The following is a 16,627-nucleotide window of genomic DNA, read 5'->3' as shown; positions in this document are numbered from 1 at the left end:
ATGTATGACGTCGAACGGGTCCGGGCCGATTTTCCGATCCTCTCGCGCGAAGTGAATGGCAAGCCGCTCACCTATCTCGATAACGGGGCGAGCGCGCAAAAGCCGCAATGCGTGATCGACGCGGTGACGCACGCCTATAGCCATGAATATGCCAATGTTCACAGGGGCTTGCATTACCTTTCGAACCTCGCGACCGAGAAATACGAGGCCGTGCGGGGCATCGTGGCGCGGTTCCTGGGGGCGCGTGACGAGCGCGAGATCGTGTTCACCAGCGGCACCACCGAGGCGATCAACCTCGTTTCCTATGGCTGGGCCGCGCCACGGATGGAGCCGGGCGACGAGATCGTGCTGTCGGTGATGGAGCATCACGCCAATATCGTGCCCTGGCATTTCCTGCGCGAGCGGCAGGGCGTGGTGCTGAAATGGGTCGACGTGGATGCGACCGGGGCGCTTGACCCGCAAAAACTCATCGACGCCATCGGGCCGAGAACGAAACTCGTTGCGATCACGCATGTTTCCAACGTCTTGGGGACCGTTGTTGATGTAAAGGCGGTCTGTGACGCAGCCCGGGAAAAAGGCGTGCCGGTGCTGGTGGATGGCAGCCAGGGGGCGGTGCATCTGCCGGTCGATGTCGAAGAGATCGGATGCGATTTCTACGCCGTGACCGGGCACAAGCTTTACGGGCCATCGGGATCGGGGGCGATCTTTATCCGGCGCGAGCGGATGGAGGAGATGCGCCCGTTTATCGGTGGCGGCGACATGATCCGCGAAGTCAGCCGGGACGAGGTGATCTATAACGATCCGCCGATGAAATTCGAGGCCGGAACGCCCGGCATCGTGCAGCAGATCGGGATGGGTGTCGCGCTTGAATACCTGATGACGCTTGGCATGGAGAACGTCGCGGCGCATGAGGCGGACATCGCGGCCTATGCGAGCGAGCGGCTCAAGGGGCTGAACTGGCTCGGGCTTCAGGGCACGGCGCCGGGCAAGGCGGCGATCTTTTCCTTCACCATGGAAGGGGCGGCGCATGCGCATGACATCTCGACCATTCTCGACAAGAAGGGCGTGGCGGTGCGCGCGGGCCATCATTGTGCAAACCCCTTGATGGACCACCTCGGGGTGAGCGCGACATGCCGGGCTTCGTTCGGGCTTTATAACACGCGCGAGGAGGTTGACCGGCTGATCGAGGCGCTTGAACTGGCGCATGATCTGCTTGGGTGATGTGGCGGGACAGGGGTCTTGGAATGTAGCAAAAAGCCGCCAAAACACGTTAATGGGGAGTAATCGCGGCCGAATCGCGTGACAAGCCGAAATGGCCCGGTTAATCTGTGGTTATCTGCATAACAGAGGACAGAAACGATGAAGTTTATGAAGTTTGCTGCCGCGCTGGCCACCGTCGGTTTCCTTGCCGCCTGTGCTCAGCAGGAAGAACCGGCACCCGTGGTTATCATGGAAGAGCCGGTCTACGACAAATACGGCAACGTCGTCGAGTGATCGACCGCGTAAGCGTCGGGCGACCGGGGGCTCTTTGGGGCTAATCCGGTCGTCCGACAAGCCTGTCGATCGGCGCGAAATCGTCGGTCAGTATCATGCCCTTCGTTGAAATGAGGCGCGCGATCCATCCCGGGTCGATCGCAGCGAATGTCGTTGGCCCGGGGGCCGGGGCGTTGAAGCTTGCGACATTGGTTGGCGCCTGACCGGCGGCAATGACAAAGACAACCCGCGCACCGGGAACGGGTGGCGCGGTCGATGTCCAGATTTCTACCGACGGAAAGACGGCGTCCAGCGTTCGGGCAAGCGAGGCCAGCGCATCGAGGCGGCCTTCGTAATCAATCACATTCATCAGGTAGCTGCCATTCGCGGTCAGGCGGGTGGCGACGAGTTCGAAAAACTCGCGCGTGACCAGATGCGCGGGCACGGCGACATCGGTGAAGGCGTCGCCGATAATGATGTCATAGCGGTCGGGCCGCTCCAAGAGCGCGCGGCGGGCGTCCTGGTGCAGCACCTCGGCGGTTGTGGGGTCGAACCAGAAATCGCGCGCCGCCATGGCGGTCACGGCGGGGTCGATCTCGGCCACGCTCATGGCGCCAGCGCCGCGATGCGCAAAGGCGCGCGGCACCGCGTAGTTTCCACCACCGATGAAGAACGAGGTGAAATCCGCGCGCGGGGCACGCAGCCGGGCCAGCGCATCGAGCATGGCGGCATGTTCGGTGAACATCACCAGAGGCTGGTCATGGGCGCTGATTCCGTGGGTCAGGTGGTCGATCACCATCATCCGGACCGGGCTTTGCGGGTCGGCCGAAACATCGACCGAGCGCAGGCAGAAGTAGCGGCTTTCCACCGTGCAGGGCCGGGGGGCGGCGAGCGCGGCGCCGGACAGGGCGAGGGCAAGGGCCACAGCTGTTACCGACGAGGCCGAGAGGCGTTGCGCCATGGCAAGCAACAGCACCGCCGCCAGCGCATAGACGGCGGTGATGAGGGCGAGGGTAAGCGCGGTGCCAAGCCACGAGATAGAGAGAAACCCGGCCAGAAGCGTGCCCGCGATGGCCCCGATCGCACCCGAGGCGAACATCGCGCCCAGCGCCCGGCCCGGGCGGATGCTGTCATCGACGGCAATCTTGGCCAGCACCGGGGCGGGCACACCGGCAAAGAAGGAAGGCAGGAAAAAGACCGCCATGCAAAGCGCGGCAATGCCCCAGACCGGATGGGCGAGGGCCCCCAGCACGGGCGCCGCCAGCCAGCCCAGGAGCCACAGCGCCGCGCCGGTTGTCAGCGCCGCACCCAGCGTGGCCCAGCCGGTGCGCGCCAGCGCCGACGCCCCGTCGCGTTCGGCCAACCGCCCGCCCCACCAATGCCCGGCGGAAAACCCCGCCAGCACCACGGCGATGATCGAGGTCCAGGTGTAAAGCGACATGCCGACATAGGGGGCCAGCATCCGCCCGGCAACGATCTCGACCACCAGCGAGGCCGCCGAAACGGACGCCTGAAGCATGACGAGGAGCCAAAGGGGATGCGATTTCACGACCATTCCGGCGAGTTTCCGGATCACGGTGGTGAAGTCCAGTCCCAAAGCGCGATTTTGCGGATTGCGGCACCGGACATGGGAAGTTATATGGGGCGCAGTTGGACCCATAGCTCAGCTGGATAGAGCGCTGCCCTCCGAAGGCAGAGGCCAGAGGTTCGAATCCTCTTGGGTCCGCCAACTCTTTTCAACGACTGAAAATGTACTGCCCTTTGCCTCTCAGGATGGGCCGTGCGCGGCAGCCAGGCACCAGTCGCCGGGGGCGAGATCGCCCAGGCGCCAGTCGCCGATGGCGACGCGGATGAGCCGCAGGGTGGGGTGGCCCACGGCGGCGGTCATGCGGCGGACCTGTCGGTTGCGGCCTTCGGTGATGGTGAGCTCGATCCAGCTATCGGCAACGGTCTTGCGCTGGCGCACGGGCGGGATGCGGGGCCAGAGCCATGCGGGTTCGGCGATCACCCGCGCTTGGGCCGGGCGGGTCAGACCGTCCTTGAGCGTGACACCCCGGCGCAGGGTGTCGAGCGTGGCCGCATCGGGGATGCCCTCGACCTGCGCGAGGTAGGTCTTGGGCAGTTTGAAGCGCGGGTTGGAAATGCGGGCCTGCAACGGGCCGTCATCGGTCAGAAGCAGGAGCCCCTCGCTGTCGCGGTCGAGGCGACCGGCGGGGTAGACGCCTTTTTCAGTGATGTAATCGGCGAGCGTGGGGCGGGGCGGATCGGACCGGTCGGTGAACTGGGTCAGCACGCCATAGGGTTTGTTGAAGAGGATCAGGCGGGGGGCGTGGTTCGGGGTCATGCGTGGGGGCGCTGCCCCCACACCCCCGAGGTATTTCCGGTCAGATGAAGAGGCGGGGCGGGGTTTGCGCGGCTTGCGCCCGCGCCCGGGGCCGGGATCACGCGTTGCCATTGCCGGTGAAACGCGCGGCATCGGCGGCGGCGCGGCGGATGGCGTTGGATTTGTGCACCGTTTCCTGGTACTCGGCCTCGGGGTCGCTGTCATAGACGACGCCACCCCCGGCCTGGATATAGAGGGTGTCGTCCTTGACCACGGCGGTGCGCAGGGCGATGCAGACATCCATGTCACCGCCCGAGGAGAAATAGCCCACGCCGCCGCCATAGACGCCGCGTTTCTCGGGTTCCAGCTCGTCGATGATCTGCATGGCGCGCACTTTCGGCGCGCCCGAGACGGTGCCGGCGGGCAGGCCTGCGAGCAGGGCCGAGAGGGCGTCGTGATCGTCGGACAGTTCGCCCACCACGTTCGAGACGATATGCATGACGTGGGAATAGCGTTCGATGATGAATTGCTCGGTCGGGCGGACGGTGCCGATTTTCGACACCCGCCCGGTATCGTTGCGCCCGAGATCGAGCAGCATCAGGTGCTCTGCGCGTTCCTTTTCGTCCGAAAGCAGATCCTGTTCGAGGGCGAGATCATCTTCGCGGGTCTGGCCACGGGGGCGGGTGCCGGCGATGGGGCGGATCGTGACCTCGTTGCCGAAGACCCGGACGAGGATCTCGGGGCTGGCGCCGATCACCTGGAAGCCGCCGAAATTGAAATAGAACATGAAGGGCGAAGGGTTGGTGCGCCGGAGGCTGCGATAGAGCGCGAAGGGCGGCAGCGCGAAGGGCTGTGCCCAGCGTTGCGACGGCACGACCTGGAAGATGTCGCCCGCGCGGATATACGCCTTGGCCTTTTCGACGGCCTGCAGATAGTCGGGTTTGGAGATATTCGAGACCGGTTCGCCGGTTTCGGAGGCGTGCCCGAGGTCGCGGGCCTGCCGGGGCAGGGCGCGGTCGAGGTCGCGCACCGCGTCCATCACCCGTTCGGCGGCCTGGGCATAGGCGGCGCGGGCGGATTGCCCGGCATCGGCCCATGCGGGCGCGCAGACCGTCACATCGCCCTTGACCCCGTCGAGCACGCAAATGACCGAGGGACGCAGAAGCATGGCATCGGGCAGGCCAAGCGGGTCAGGCGGCACGTCGGGCAGATGTTCGACCAGCCGGATCATGTCATAGCCGAGATAGCCGAAGAGCCCGGCGGAGGCGGCGGGCAGGTCATCGGGCAGGTCGATCCGCGATTCGGCCAGCAGCGCGCGCAGGTTGTCGAGCGGATCGCCCGGTTGATCCTCGAACCCGTCGGGATCGAAACGGGCCTGTCGGTTGAGGCGGCTTTGCGTGCCGTGGCACTGCCAGATCAGGTCGGGCTTCATGCCGATGATCGAATAGCGGCCCCGGACCTCGCCCCCGGTGACCGATTCGAGCATGAAGGCATCGCGCGCCGCACCCGTGAGCTTGAGCATCAGGGATACGGGCGTATCGAGATCGGCGGCGAGGCGGGTATAGACCAATTGGTTCTCGCCGCGCGCATGGGCGGCGGCGAAATCATCGAAGGACGGTGTGAGTTCCATCGTGGTCCTATTGGAAATTGGCCAGAACGGCGTTGATCGCGGTCTGGTCGAGTTGCAGCCCGGCGCGCGCTTGCAGGTCGTTGATGTAATACTGGAATAAATCCTGCGCCTGCGAGGAGCTGGCCTGTTCAGTGAGCGCGTCGCGCAGGGCGGGCACGGCTTCGTCGTTTTCATCGGGGGGCTGGATCGCGTCGAGTCGCACCAGCGCGACCCCGGCGGGCAGGTCGATGATCCGCGCTTCGCCCTCTTGCATGGCAAAGACGCGGGTCAGGAAGTTCTCGGGCATGCCGGGGATGAAGGCGCCACGGGTGATTCCGGTTTCCTGCGTGACAGTGAGGCCGAGCGCGGCCATGTCGGCCTCGGGCGTGACCTGGGGCAGGAGTGCCTCGGCCTTTTCGGTGAGGCGTCGGGTCAGTTCGGCCTCTTCCCATGCGGCGGTCACATCGTCGCGGACCTCGTCCAGCGATAGCTGGCGGGGCGGCAGGATCTCGTCGAGCCGCATTGCCACGATCCCGCCATCGTCGAGCGCGATCAGTTCGGGGAAATCGTCCTGCGAGAGTGCAGCGGCGGCTTCCTGAAAGGCCTCGTAGCCCGCGGCCCCCTCGGAGATGCTGGGGGTCCAGTCGAGGGTGAAGAGCCGCATCTCGGTTTCCTCGGCCAGTTCCTCGATCGAGGCCCCGGCGGCGAGCAGGTCGTCGACCGGGTTCATCTGGTCCTCGATCTGGCGGCGGGTGCGGCCAAGGGCGAGGTCGTCGCGGATCATCGCGGCGGCCTCTTCGAAGGGCATGCTGCTGGCCGGGAGGACGGCGTTGACGCGAAAGAGCGCGGGGCCGAGATCGGTGGGGAAGGGGCCGATGGTGGTGCCGGGGTCGGCGTTGAAGGCGGCAGGGCCGGCGTCACCGAGGTCGGAGGGCAGCACGTCGCCCATATCGACATCGGAGAGATCGAGACCCCGTTCGGCGACGATGTCCTCGAAGCTCTTGTCGCCGGATTCGATGGTGATCTTGGCGGCTTCGGCGGCGGCTTCATCGGCAAAGACGAGCCGTTCGACGAGGCGGCGTTCGGGGCGGTTGAATTCGTCCTCGCGATCCTCGTAATGGCTGCGCAGGGTGGCCTCGTCGATTTCGACCTGATCGAGGATCATGTCGGGCGAAAGCCAGGCATAGGTGATGCGCTTCATCTCGGGCTGCATGAACCGCTCGGCGTTCTCGGAGTGAAAGGCGGCGAGCTGTGCCTCGGTCGGCTCGCCCAGGGGGGTGTCGAGATCGGCTTCGGAAAGGCGCGCCCAGGTGAAGTTGCGCCGCTCGGCCAGGTGCGAGACGATCGTGTCGGCATAGGTGGGCGAGGCGGTCACGCCCGAGAGGACCGCGGCCTGCAAAAGACCGCGGGCGATTTCCCTGCGCAGGCCCTCTTCGAACTCGGCCTCGGACTGGTTGGTGCGGTCGAGGTAGAAGCGGTATCCGTCGCGGTCGAAACTGCCGTCGAGCCCCTGGAAGCCCTGGATCTGCAAGAGCTGGTCACGCAGGTTGGCATCGCCCACCGACAGGCCCAGTTGCACGGTTTCGTTGTCGAGCGCGGTGCTGGCGATCAGTCGGGCAAGGGCCACCTGGTCGAGCCCCATGTCGCGGGCCTGTGAAAACGGGATAGGCTCGCCGGTTTCGGCCTCGCGGGCGCGAATTTCATCTTGCAGGGCGCGCACATAGGCGTTCACGGTGATGTCCTGCCCGCCGACCGAGCCGATGGTGCGGATATTACCCGAGAGGTTGGTCACGCCGAACCCGCCCAGCCCAAGTATGAGCAGGGCCATGAGAATCCAGACGAGGGTTTTCGAGGTGGTGCCGCGTGCCATATGCGCCCCTTTGGACAGGAAGGTGTTTGCAAACTCGGGGTTGTCTAGTGCTTTGGCGGGGCGGGGGCAAGGGTTGGCGACGGGCGCGGCGTGTCAGGGGCTGGCGCCGCCCAGCCGGTCGAACAGCGTGGAGATGCCGGCGCGGTCGACATTGGCAAAGGCGATGCGCAACTGGCGCCTGCCCGCGGGATCGGTGTCGGGCATGAACATGGTGCCGGGTAGCGTGAGCACGCCCGCGCTGTGGACCAGTTCGGGCGCGAGTTCGTTCGAGGGGATGTCGAACGGGTGTTCGACATAGGCGAAATAGGCGCCAACGCCGAGAAGCCGCCAGCCCTTGTCTGCCAGCGGCGGAAAGCCCTCTTCGATGGCGGCGCGGCGGTCAAGGATCTCGGCACGTTCCCCGGCGAGCCATTGGCCAAGATGGCGCATCCCCCAAAGGGCCGCGTGCTGGCCCAGTTGATTGGGGCAGATGGTGACGGTGTCGAGAAATTTCTCGGCCTCGGCCAGGATCGCGGGCGCGGCGGTCATCGCGCCGACGCGGTGGCCGGTGAGCCGATATGCCTTTGAGAAGGAATAGAGCTGGATCAGCGTGTCAACCCAGCCGGGCGTGGTGAAAAGATCATGCGGTGCGCCGGGCCGGGAATGAAAGTCGCGATAGGTTTCATCGACGATCAGTTTCAGCCCGGTTTCGCGGGCCAGATCAAAGAAGGCGCGCACGGTTTCGGGCGGGTATTCCACCCCGCCGGGATTGTTGGGCGTGACCAGCACGATGGCGCGGCTGCGCGGGGTGATGAGCGCGCGGGCCGTTTCGGGATCGGGGATGAGCCCGGCGCCGGTTTGCAGCGGCACAGCCGTGACGCCGGTCATGTCGCACCACATTTTATGGTTGAAATACCATGGTGTAGGCAGGATGACCTCGTCGCCTTCGCCGGTCAGGGCCTGAAGCGCGGCGCAGAAGGCCTGATTGCAGCCCGAGGTGATGGCGACGTGATCGGGCGACACCGTGCCGCCATAGGCACGGGCCCATTCGTCGGCCACCTGTGCGCGCAGGTCGGGCAGGCCCAGCACCGGGCCATAGAGATGCGCGGCAGGGTCGGTGCGGATGATCTCGGCCATGGCGTCGAGCATCGGGTCGGGCGGCGGGGCGACCGGGGCGGCCTGGCTCACGTTGATGAGCGGACGGGCGGAGAAATCGACGCCATCGAGCCAGCGGCGGGCTTCCATTACGGGGGGCGGGAAGGTGGCAGTTGTGCGGGTGGTCATCGGGCGGCTCGCTCGTGTTGGTGCGCGATCGAGGGTCGCCCCCCCGAGTCTTGCAGGTCTGAAACAATCTAAACAACGGACAAACCGGCCGTTGACGCGCCGACGCTAACCGCCGGGAAGCCGATTGAAAAGAGCAGGAGACGGTCAGCGCGCCGGGTTCCTGAGCAAATCGAATGCCGCCCGTGCGAGGGAGTCGGCGAAATTGCTGTCGAGGGGCTGATGGCCAGCGAGGATACGAAAGAACAGCGGACCATAGATCATGTCGAGCAGGGTTTCCATGTCCTGCGGCGCGGAGAGATCGCCGCGGGCGATAGCGGCTTCGATGAGCGCGCGCCCGTGGGCCCGGGCGGACAGGATGACGCGGTTGCGGAACGCGCGCGTGAATTCGCTTTCGGGATCGGCGGAGGCCAGCGCAATCGTGATCTGGCGACCGCGGGTGGAGGAGAAGCTCTGCACGAGGCGGGTCAACTGGGCCGTGAGCGCCGCCTGTGGGGACAGGTCGGGATCGGGCGTGCTTTCGGCGGGTGCGACGGTGATGAGCGCCTCCATGGCCAGTTCCTGAAGATTGGCCCAGTTGCGATAGATCGTGGGTTTGCCGATGCCTGCGGCGCGCGCCACTGCCTCGATGCTGAGGCGGCCCAACCCGTCCTCCATAAGAAGGTGGCGTGCCGCGGCGAGCGCCTTGCGGCGGGCATCGGCAGAGCGTGGGCGGCCGCGTTTTCCAGGTACTTGACTCATTTCAATACGGAACGTAACGTAATTATAGAGTGAATGTAAAGGGGACGATGATGGCGCAGACAGTTTCTCCATATCTTTGTGCAAAAGGCGCAGCCGACGCGCTGGAATTCTACCGTGAGGTGTTCGGGGCCGAAGAGCTTTTCCGGATGACCGACCCGTCAGGGGATGGTCGATTGGGGCACGCAGAATTCCGGATCGGTGAGACGGTGCTTTTCATCGCCGATGAATACCCGGATTTCGGCGCGGTTTCGCCGGATCGGTTGGGTGGCACGCCGGTCAGTCTGCACGTGATGGTTAAGGATTGCGACGCGGTGATCGCCAAGGCGCGTGATGCGGGCGCAACCGTGACCCGAGAGCCTGCGGATCAGAGCTATGGCGAGCGGGTGGGGCAGTTTTTCTGCCCTTGGGGGCATCGCTGGTTCGTGGCGCAGGCGATCGAGGATGTCAGCCCAGCGGAGATGCAAAGCCGTTGGGAAAGCGGCGTTTGATCCGTCTCAATCCACGCCGCGATAGGGCTCGACATACTGCAGCGCCATGTCCCAGGGAAAGAAGATCCAGGTATCCTGGCTGACCTCGGTGATGAAGGTGTCGACCTGTTCGCGGCCCTTGGGCTTGGCATAGACGGTGGCGAAATGGGCCTTTGGATACATCTGCCGCACCAGTTCGAGGGTTTTGCCGGAATCCACCAGATCGTCGATCACGAGAATGCCGCTGCCGTCGCCCATGAGGCTGGCGTCGGGGGCCTTGAGCAATTCGGCCTCGCCCTGATGCTGGTAGTGGTAGCTCTTGATGCTGACCGTGTCGATGGTGCGGATATCGAGCTCGCGCGCGACGATCATGGCCGGGGCCATGCCGCCACGGGTGATCGCGACCACGGCGCGCCAGCCGCCATCTTCGGGGCCGAACCCGTCGAGCCGCCAGGCCAGGGCACGGCTGTCGCGGTGAATCTGGTCCCAGCTTATGTGGAAACCTTTTTCATGGGGCAGGCGGTCGGTCATGTGATGTCCCTTCAGCGGTCGGTCAGAAGCCGCATCCCCAGAGCGCCCAGCACGGCGGCGGCGATGCGATCGAGGAGCGGTTTGAGACGCAGATACCCGTCGCGGGCGGGCCCTGTCGAGAGGGCGAGCGCGAAGAGCGTGTAGGAAATCCATTCAACGGCGAGGTGATTGGCCACGATCAGCGCCTTTTCGGCCGCGCCGAGCCCGGCGGGAAAGATCACGATCAGGACCGAGGCCGCGAAGATCACCGATTTCGGATTGGCGAGATTGACCATGAGACCGGAAAGGAAGGCACGACGCCGGCGCAAGGGTCCGGAGGCGGGGGCGAGCGGCGTGCGGGCATCGCGCCACATGCCGTAGGCGATCCACAGAAGATAGAGCGCGCCCGCGATCTTCATCGTCATGTAGGCCCAGGGAAAGAGCGCGAAAAGCGTATCGAGCCCAAGCAGCGCCAGCCCGGTCCATGCCGCCGCCATGGTGCCCAGCCCGAGGCCCGTGACGATGCCATGCGCGCGCCCGCCGGTGAGCGTGGCGCGGACCGACAAAAGCATGGCAGGCCCGGGCGAGGCCATGGCCGCGAGCAGCGTCAGGTTGAACGCGATCAGGTGGGCCGCTTCCATCGCGGATCAGTCCTTGCGCCCGTTGGTGGCGTCGATATCGGGGGCGTCCACGGCTTTCATGCCGACGACGTGATAGCCCGCGTCCACGTGCAGGGTTTCGCCGGTCACGCCCGAGCCCAGATCCGAGAGCAGGTAGAGCGCGGATTTTCCCACGTCGTCGATGGTCACGTTGCGGCGCAGCGGCGAATTGAGTTCGTTCCATTTGAGGATATAGCGGAAATCGCCGATGCCCGAGGCGGCCAGCGTCTTGATCGGGCCAGCGCTGATCGCGTTGACGCGGATGCCGTCCTTGCCCAGATCCTCGGCGATATACTTGACCGACGCCTCCAGCGCGGCCTTGGCCAGCCCCATGACGTTGTAATGCGGCATGACCTGTTCGGCGCCGTAATAGGTGAGCGTGAGGGCGCTGCCGCCATCGCCCATCAGTTTCTCGGCGCGCTGCATCACGGCGGTGAAGCTGTAGCAACTGATATCCATGGTCATCAGGAAATTGTCGCGGCTGGTATCGACATAGCGGCCGCGCAGCTCGGTCTTGTCGGAAAAGCCGATGGCGTGGACGATGAAATCGAGCTTGCCCCATTTCGCCTCGATCTCGGAAAAGGCGGTGTCGATCGAGGCCGGGTCGGAGACGTCGCAGTCGATCAGCATCTCGACGCCGATCCGCTCGGCCAGGGGGGCCACACGTTTGCGAAACGACTCGCCCATGTAGGTAAAGGCCATTTCGGCGCCTGCGTCTGCGCAGGCACGCGCGATTCCCCAGGCGATGGACTTGTCATTGGCAAGTCCCATGATCAGGCCTCGTTTGCCCGTCATCAGATTGTTCGACATGCGTTTTCCTCGTGATCCCTTGCCCGGGTCCGGAGAGCCCTGAACCGGCCGTTTGCAGATGATTGAAATCTTTAGGCGATCGGCTAGGTTGCATCAAGGGCAAGGGTGCCCGGTCATGTGGTGCGGATAGAGGGTGGCGGATGAGCGACAGAGGTGGAATTTTCGCAGGCGACGATCCGTTCGCCATCGCGCGAAGCTGGCTGGCCGAGGCCGAGGCCAGCGAGGTCAACGATCCCAACGCGATCGCGCTGGCGACGGTGGATGCCGGGGGGCTGCCCAATGTGCGGATGGTGTTGCTCAAGGAGATCGAGGCCGAAAGCTTTGTGTTTTACACCAATTACGGCAGTGCGAAGGCGCAGGAGCTTGATCACGCGGGCAAGGCCGCTTTCGTGATGCACTGGAAAAGCCTGCGCCGCCAGATCCGGGTGCGCGGCACGATCACCCGGGAGGACGGGTCACAGGCGGATGAATACTATGCCAGTCGCTCGCTCAAGAGCCGCCTTGGGGCCTGGGCGTCGCAACAGTCACAGCCGCTTTCGTCGCGCGGGGCATTGATGGCCGAGGTCGCCCGGGTAACCGCGAAGCACGGCCCCAACCCGGAGCGCCCGCCGTTCTGGGGGGGCTATCGCCTCACCCCGGTCGAGATCGAGTTCTGGGCGGATGGGGCGTTCCGCCTGCATGACAGGTTTCGCTGGAGCCGCGAAGAGGTCGCGCAGGAATGGGTGATTCAGAGGTTGAGCCCGTGAATTTCACGTTACGTGAAATGCATTGTCTTGAAAATCGGGTAACTTTTTATGCTTGCAACTCAGCCCGCCATTGCGCATCACGGACTGATCTGGGGATGAAAAAACTGACGGAAATCACGAGTTGATGCAAGATGGGAACAGCACCCGTAACGTATCCGGTCATGTAAAATGGTTCGACCCTGTCAAGGGTTTTGGGTTTGTGGTGGCCGACGAAGGCGGGCCGGACATTCTGCTTCATGCGAATGTCCTTAGAAACTATGGGCAGAGTTCCATCGCGGATGGTGCTTTGGTCGAAATCTGCGTGCAGGAAACCGACCGCGGGGTTCAGGCGGTCGAGATCCTGAGCATAGAACCACCGGCCAGCACCGAAGGGGCACCGCTGGCTGATTTCGAGCAGATCGACCCCGAGGTGATCCGCAGCGCGCCGCTGGAACCGGCACGGGTGAAGTGGTTCGACAAGGCCAAGGGGTTCGGCTTTGCCAATGTCTTTGGCCGCTCCGAGGATGTATTCCTGCATATCGAGGTGCTGCGGCGATCCGGGCTGGCCGATTTGCAGCCCGGCGAGGCGCTGGCCATGCGGGTGATCGACGGCAAGCGCGGGCGCATGGCAACCGAGATCTGCGCATGGGAAGCTGGTGTGAAAGCCGTGGAAGAGTGATGGCGTGGGTCTGATGTGGCGTCAAATGGTCTGGTCGCTTGCGCTCATCCTGGGCGTGATCGCGAGTGGCGTGGCCGCCGCGGAGTGCCGAAACGACGAGGTCACGCTGCGTGGGCCATGGGGACAGGCGCGGTTCGGTGTCGAACTGGCGGTCACGGCGCAGGAGCGGGCCCAGGGCCTCATGCATCGCGAAAGCCTGTCGCAAAGTCGCGGGATGCTGTTTCTTTTTCCGCGATCGGGTCCGGTTGGGTTCTGGATGAGGAACACGCTTATTCCGCTCGACATGATCTTCCTCGATGACGTCGGGCGCGTGGTGAAGGTGCATCACGAGGCGCGACCGCATGACGAAACGGTGATCCGGGGCGGGCGCGACGTGAAGGCGGTGCTGGAGATCAATGGCGGTCTGGCCCGGCAGATGGGGATCGTCGCGGGCAGCGAGATGCGTCACCCGGCGTTCGGTAGGAATGCAGCCTGGCCCTGCGAATGAGGACTGCATAAGTCAGGTCTCGCATGACAGGCGGGCAAGGCCGTGCAGCGGGGCGAGGTCATCGTCGATGCAGCGCAGCTCAAAGCGGGTCATGAGGTCGCTATAGGCGCCGCGCGCGGTGAACTGATGGCGAAAATCCGGGCTGTCGAGATAGGCGTGAAGTGCCCGCCCGACGCTGCCCGCAAGGTAGAGTCCGCCATAGGGCAGATGCATCAGCGCAAGCGAGCCGAGCGTGGCGCCGAGTGCGCGCAGGACGAGCGCGCGGGTGTCCGGGGCCGTGGCAAGGACGTCGCGCACTGTGCGACTCTCGCCGGTCATCAGGCGATGCGCGCGCATGATCCCCGGACCGGAGAGCAGGGCCTCGGCCGTGTTCGAGCCGAAATCACGGGCGAGTGCGGCCAGGATCGGCGCGTCGGCCTCATGCGTGAAGGGCAGGGATTGATAGCCGCTCTCGCCGGGGGGCACGAATGTGCGGTTCGCCACCGGATGCGCCACCGCGGCGTTCAGGCCGGTACCGATGGCCAATGCGAGGCGCGTTTGGGTCAGCGGGCCGCCAGCAATCTCGGGAACGGCCAGAGCATGACCCATCGCCTGAAGATCGTTGAGCAGGGTGACCTGCGCAGCGCCGGTGGCGTCGGCCAGGTCGGCGGCCGAGCAGGACCACCCGGGGCGGTTGGTGAGGCGCACATGCCCATCGGTGACCGGCCCGGCGGCGGCAAGGATCAACCGCGCCGGGCGGGCGGATCGGGCCGCGGCGTAATCGGCCAGCATCGGAACAAGGCCGGGGCTGTGGTCATTGCCAAGGCTGCAGATGGTGGCGTGCTCGAGCTTGCCGTCGCGGGCCAGTGCAAGGCGGCTGTTGGTGCCGCCGATATCGGCGAGAAGGGTGATCATGGCGGAACTTTAGCCGAGCGTGGCAGGAAGCAAAGCCAAAATACCCCGATCAAAGGTCTGATCGTTGCCTGATATGTTCAACCTCGCATAAGCTGTGGCCAGGCCTCGTTGCGGTCGGCTGGGTTGCGTGCGTGTCGGTAACGGTGGATTTTGGGGGCGAAGGGTGGGTTCGAGCAAGATCATGGATAGCTACATCATTTGCAGCACCTCCAGAACCGGGAGCACGTTGCTTTGTGATCTGCTGGCGTCAAGCGGGGTTGCGGGCGATCCGGATTCCTTTTTCATGCACGATGTCGATCCGGTATGGGCGCGAAGATGGCGCCTACCGGCCCGCGACGGGTTGAGCGAGGCGGAGTATTGCGCCGCTTATCTCAGGGCTGCCATTGCGGCCGGCCGGGGCGCAACGCCCATCATGGGCCTTCGCCTGATGCGGGAGAATCTGGACGACCTGTCCGCGACGATCGACACGGTTTACCCCGGGCTTCCTTCTGACCGGGACCGACTGCAAGCCGCTTTCGGCGAGATCCTCTATATTCACCTCACGCGGGAGGACAAACTTGCACAGGCGGTTTCACTGGTGAGGGCAGAACAGTCCGGTCTTTGGCACATGGCCCCGGACGGAACAGAGCTTGAACGCATCGCGCCCCCGCGCGAACCGGAATACGACTTTCATCGGATTGGCGCCAAACTGGCGGAACTGGAGCGGTTTGACGCGGGCTGGCGAAGCTGGTTCGAGGACCAGGGCATTATTCCGCTGAAAGTTGGGTATGAGGGTCTCTCCGAGACTCCGGCCGAAGCTGTCGGGCGTATCTGTCGCAGCCTTGGTGTGCCGGAACCGGAGGCGGGTAGCCTCAAGGCCAACGTGGCGAAACTCTCCGATGCGACGAACGCGGAGTGGATGCGGCGCTATCGCGCAGAGGCGGATCTTGTCACATAGGGTCGGCGAGGTATTGCAACGGATCAAGTGCTGAATGCCTGAAAGGCTCGTGACCCCGCGGTGTTGCATTCGCGCAGGGTCACGGGGTTCGAACATGGATCAGGCGCGGCGGCGGCGGCCTCCGGTGCGACCGGCGCGACCTCGGTTTTCGTGACCGGGCTTCGGAGCGACCTTGTTGAAGTTGATCCACTCGGCGCCGCCATCATCGTTGTTGGTCAGGAAATTGGCGGCGCGGATCGCCTCCATCTCCTTGCCGGCGCGGGGTTTGGTGGAGCCCAGACCGAAAAGCGTGACGAAGGTTTCATCGTCGATGTCCTCGGGCAGGATGATTCCGGCCGCGGCCACTTCGGCCTTCTTCTCGGCGATTTTCGTCGGTCCGATGGGCAGGGCGACCGGGTTCATGATGGCGCTGGTCATGCCCGCGGTGATCGCCATGGGCAGGAAGGCGTTGTTGATGCCGTGGCGGTTGGGCAGGCCGAACGAGATGTTGGACGCGCCGCAGGTCGTGTTGACGCCCAGTTCCTCGCGCAGGCGGCGCACGAGGGTAAAGACCTGCAAACCGGCGGTGCCCATCGCGCCGATCGGCATGACCAGCGGGTCGACCACGATGTCATGCGCCGGGATGCCGAAATCGGCGGCGCGTTCGACGATCTTTTTCGCCACCGCGAAGCGCACATCGGGGTCTTCGGAAATGCCGGTGTCGTCATTGCTGATCGCCACCACCGGCACGTTGTATTTCTTGACCAGCGGCAGCACGAGTTCGAGCCGTTCTTCCTCGCCGGTGACGGAGTTCAAAAGCGGGCGTCCCTCGGCGGCGGCGAGGCCGTTTTCCAGCGCGCCGGGCACCGAGCTGTCGATGCAGAGCGGCACGTCGACGACCCGCTGCACCACCTCGACCAGTTGCCGCATCAGCGTGGGTTCGACGAAATTGTTGTCGGCATAACGCGGATCTTCGGCCATCTTGTTCGAGAACACCGCGCCCGAGTTGATGTCGAGCACCGTGGCGCCCGCTGCGACCTGGGCCAGCGCGTCGGCCTCGACCCGGCTGAAATCGTCGCGTTCCAGCTCTTCGTTGAGGATCTTGCGCCCGGTGGGGTTGATCCGTTCGCCGATGACGCAAAAGGGCTGATCAAATCCGATGATCGCGGTCCTGGTTTTCGATTCGACGATGGTGCGGGTCATG

The 16,627-nt window shown here is 64.7% G+C and carries 18 protein-coding genes and 1 tRNA gene; 8 read left to right on the top strand and 11 right to left on the bottom strand.

What is annotated here, in order from left to right; all coding sequences use genetic code 11:
- Positions 1-1,221, top strand: coding sequence for a cysteine desulfurase (locus tag FLO80_RS02090; protein ID WP_111361995.1), 1,221 nt, complete (start codon positions 1-3; stop codon positions 1,219-1,221).
- 138 nt (positions 1,222-1,359) lie between these two features.
- The gene (locus tag FLO80_RS23335) at positions 1,360-1,494 is read left to right on the top strand and encodes a hypothetical protein (protein WP_281286947.1); all 135 of its coding nucleotides are present in this window, start codon (positions 1,360-1,362) and stop codon (positions 1,492-1,494) included.
- Positions 1,495-1,534: 40 nt separating this feature from the next.
- On the opposite strand, the gene FLO80_RS02085 is transcribed toward FLO80_RS23335, so the two are convergent.
- The gene (locus FLO80_RS02085) at positions 1,535-2,992 is read right to left on the bottom strand and encodes a fused MFS/spermidine synthase (RefSeq protein ID WP_246156518.1); all 1,458 of its coding nucleotides are present in this window, start codon (positions 2,990-2,992) and stop codon (positions 1,535-1,537) included.
- A 133-nt stretch (positions 2,993-3,125) separates the two neighbouring features.
- Between FLO80_RS02085 and FLO80_RS02080 the strand changes: the two genes are divergently transcribed.
- Positions 3,126-3,202 (top strand) — tRNA-Arg (locus FLO80_RS02080).
- A gap of 39 nt (positions 3,203-3,241) precedes the next feature.
- Here FLO80_RS02080 and FLO80_RS02075 read toward each other — a convergent pair.
- The 5 genes from FLO80_RS02075 to FLO80_RS02055 all read right to left on the bottom strand — a co-directional run bounded on the left by FLO80_RS02075 (position 3,242) and on the right by FLO80_RS02055 (position 9,276).
- Positions 3,242-3,817, bottom strand: a complete 576-nt coding sequence (locus FLO80_RS02075) for a pseudouridine synthase (protein WP_111361997.1) — start codon at positions 3,815-3,817, stop codon at positions 3,242-3,244.
- 97 nt (positions 3,818-3,914) lie between these two features.
- The gene (gene trpE / locus FLO80_RS02070) at positions 3,915-5,426 is read right to left on the bottom strand and encodes an anthranilate synthase component I (RefSeq protein WP_111361998.1); all 1,512 of its coding nucleotides are present in this window, start codon (positions 5,424-5,426) and stop codon (positions 3,915-3,917) included.
- A 7-nt stretch (positions 5,427-5,433) separates the two neighbouring features.
- On the bottom strand, positions 5,434-7,275 hold the full coding sequence (locus tag FLO80_RS02065) for a peptidyl-prolyl cis-trans isomerase (RefSeq protein WP_111361999.1): 1,842 nt from the start codon (positions 7,273-7,275) through the stop codon (positions 5,434-5,436).
- A 93-nt stretch (positions 7,276-7,368) separates the two neighbouring features.
- A complete protein-coding gene (locus tag FLO80_RS02060; RefSeq protein ID WP_111362000.1) occupies positions 7,369-8,538 on the bottom strand; it encodes an aminotransferase in 1,170 nt (389 codons plus the stop codon).
- 144 nt (positions 8,539-8,682) lie between these two features.
- The gene (locus FLO80_RS02055) at positions 8,683-9,276 is read right to left on the bottom strand and encodes a TetR/AcrR family transcriptional regulator (protein WP_111362001.1); all 594 of its coding nucleotides are present in this window, start codon (positions 9,274-9,276) and stop codon (positions 8,683-8,685) included.
- A 50-nt stretch (positions 9,277-9,326) separates the two neighbouring features.
- Here FLO80_RS02055 and FLO80_RS02050 point away from each other — a divergent pair, with 50 nt between their 5' ends.
- Positions 9,327-9,764: a VOC family protein gene (locus FLO80_RS02050; protein ID WP_111362376.1), complete on the top strand. Its 438-nt coding sequence runs from the start codon at positions 9,327-9,329 to the stop codon at positions 9,762-9,764.
- A 6-nt stretch (positions 9,765-9,770) separates the two neighbouring features.
- Here FLO80_RS02050 and gpt read toward each other — a convergent pair whose 3' ends face one another.
- The 3 genes from gpt to fabI are packed head-to-tail and all read right to left on the bottom strand — an operon-like array spanning position 9,771 to position 11,722.
- Positions 9,771-10,274: a xanthine phosphoribosyltransferase gene (gene gpt, locus FLO80_RS02045; RefSeq protein ID WP_111362002.1), complete on the bottom strand. Its 504-nt coding sequence runs from the start codon at positions 10,272-10,274 to the stop codon at positions 9,771-9,773.
- Between the two features lie 11 nt (positions 10,275-10,285).
- On the bottom strand, positions 10,286-10,894 hold the full coding sequence (locus tag FLO80_RS02040) for a LysE family translocator (RefSeq protein WP_111362003.1): 609 nt from the start codon (positions 10,892-10,894) through the stop codon (positions 10,286-10,288).
- A 6-nt stretch (positions 10,895-10,900) separates the two neighbouring features.
- The gene (gene fabI, locus FLO80_RS02035; protein WP_111362004.1) at positions 10,901-11,722 is read right to left on the bottom strand and encodes an enoyl-ACP reductase FabI; all 822 of its coding nucleotides are present in this window, start codon (positions 11,720-11,722) and stop codon (positions 10,901-10,903) included.
- Positions 11,723-11,862: 140 nt separating this feature from the next.
- Here fabI and pdxH point away from each other — a divergent pair, with 140 nt between their 5' ends.
- The 3 genes from pdxH to FLO80_RS02020 all read left to right on the top strand — a co-directional run bounded on the left by pdxH (position 11,863) and on the right by FLO80_RS02020 (position 13,613).
- Positions 11,863-12,468: a pyridoxamine 5'-phosphate oxidase gene (gene pdxH / locus FLO80_RS02030; protein ID WP_111362005.1), complete on the top strand. Its 606-nt coding sequence runs from the start codon at positions 11,863-11,865 to the stop codon at positions 12,466-12,468.
- Positions 12,469-12,592: 124 nt separating this feature from the next.
- On the top strand, positions 12,593-13,126 hold the full coding sequence (locus FLO80_RS02025) for a cold-shock protein (protein ID WP_111362006.1): 534 nt from the start codon (positions 12,593-12,595) through the stop codon (positions 13,124-13,126).
- A gap of 25 nt (positions 13,127-13,151) precedes the next feature.
- On the top strand, positions 13,152-13,613 hold the full coding sequence (locus FLO80_RS02020; RefSeq protein WP_111362377.1) for a DUF192 domain-containing protein: 462 nt from the start codon (positions 13,152-13,154) through the stop codon (positions 13,611-13,613).
- Between the two features lie 12 nt (positions 13,614-13,625).
- On the opposite strand, the gene FLO80_RS02015 is transcribed toward FLO80_RS02020, so the two are convergent.
- The gene (locus FLO80_RS02015) at positions 13,626-14,507 is read right to left on the bottom strand and encodes a glucokinase (RefSeq protein WP_111362007.1); all 882 of its coding nucleotides are present in this window, start codon (positions 14,505-14,507) and stop codon (positions 13,626-13,628) included.
- Positions 14,508-14,688: 181 nt separating this feature from the next.
- Here FLO80_RS02015 and FLO80_RS02010 point away from each other — a divergent pair, with 181 nt between their 5' ends.
- Positions 14,689-15,444, top strand: coding sequence for a Stf0 family sulfotransferase (locus FLO80_RS02010; RefSeq protein WP_111362008.1), 756 nt, complete (start codon positions 14,689-14,691; stop codon positions 15,442-15,444).
- Positions 15,445-15,543: 99 nt separating this feature from the next.
- Here the strand turns inward: FLO80_RS02010 and FLO80_RS02005 are convergent, their stop codons facing one another.
- The gene (locus FLO80_RS02005) at positions 15,544-16,626 is read right to left on the bottom strand and encodes a dihydropteroate synthase (RefSeq protein ID WP_111362009.1); all 1,083 of its coding nucleotides are present in this window, start codon (positions 16,624-16,626) and stop codon (positions 15,544-15,546) included.
- Position 16,627 lies beyond the last annotated feature (1 nt).

This window comes from Aquicoccus porphyridii, assembly GCF_008369105.1.
GTDB classification, from domain to species: domain Bacteria; phylum Pseudomonadota; class Alphaproteobacteria; order Rhodobacterales; family Rhodobacteraceae; genus Aquicoccus; species Aquicoccus porphyridii.
Note: the sequence above shows the minus strand (reverse complement) of the source record. Positions and strands in the feature narration are given on the sequence as shown.